Below are 1193 nucleotides of genomic sequence, written 5' to 3'. Positions count from 1 at the left end.
ATATCTTATCTTTGGGCCGGCTTCACGCTTAGATGCTTTCAGCGTTTATCCGATCCGCACATAGCTGCCCAGCTGTGCCACTGGCGTGACAACTGGTGCACCAGAGGTGCGTCCATCCCGGTCCTCTCGTACTAGGGACAGATCCCATCAAATATCCTGCGCCCACGACAGATAGGGACCGAACTGTCTCACGACGTTCTGAACCCAGCTCGCGTACCGCTTTAATTGGCGAACAGCCAAACCCTTGGGACCGAATACAGCCCCAGGATGCGATGAGCCGACATCGAGGTGCCAAACCTCCCCGTCGATGTGGACTCTTGGGGGAGATCAGCCTGTTATCCCCAGGGTAACTTTTATCCGTTGAGCGATGGCATTTCCACTCACATACCACCGGATCACTAACTCCAACTTTCGTTACTGCTCGACCCGTCGGTCTCGCAGTTAGGCTGGCTTATGCGTTTGCACTCAATAGCATGGTTTCCGTCCATGCTGAGCCAACCTTTGAACGCCTCCGCTACGCTTTAGGAGGCGACCGCCCCAGTCAAACTGCCCACCTAACAATGTCCCCCGACCCGATTCAGGGCCGCAGGTTAGAATCCTAGTATCACAAGGGTGGTATCCCAAGGGTGACTCCGCCCGAGCTGACGCCCGGGTTTCCTAGTCTCCCACCTATCCTGTACATGTAATACCAAGACCCAATATTAGGCTACAGTAAAGCTCCATGGGGTCTTTCCGTCTTGTCGCGGGTAACCGGCATCTTCACCGGTACTACAATTTCGCCGGGCGGGCTGTTGAGACAGTGCCCAAATCATTACACCATTCGTGCGGGTCAGAACTTACCTGACAAGGAATTTCGCTACCTTAGGACCGTTATAGTTACGGCCGCCGTTTACTGGGGCTTCAGTTCGCTGCTTGCACAACTCCCCTTAACCTTCCAGCACCGGGCAGGTGTCAGCCCGTATACGTCATCTTTCGATTTAGCACAGACCTGTGTTTTTGCTAAACAGTTGCTTGGGCCTATTCTCTGCGGCTCACTCTCGTGAGCACCCCTTCTCCCGAAGTTACGGGGTCAACTTGCCGAGTTCCTTAACAACCCTTCTCCCGTTGGCCTTAGAATCCTCTTCCTACCTACCTGTGTCGGTTTGCGGTACGGGCACCTGACAAATACACATGGCTTTTCTCGCCTCTCTCCA

The 1193-nt window shown here is 54.2% G+C and carries 1 rRNA gene; it reads right to left on the bottom strand.

From position 1 onward, the window contains the following. Nucleotides 1-1193, bottom strand: a 23S ribosomal RNA gene (locus tag EDD77_RS17900); the annotation flags it as partial.

Source organism: Allofournierella massiliensis (assembly GCF_004345265.1).
In the GTDB taxonomy this organism is placed as follows: Bacteria; Bacillota; Clostridia; order Oscillospirales; family Ruminococcaceae; genus Allofournierella; species Allofournierella massiliensis.
The sequence above is the reverse complement of the archived record's forward strand: the minus strand, read 5'-3'. Positions and strand labels throughout refer to the sequence as shown.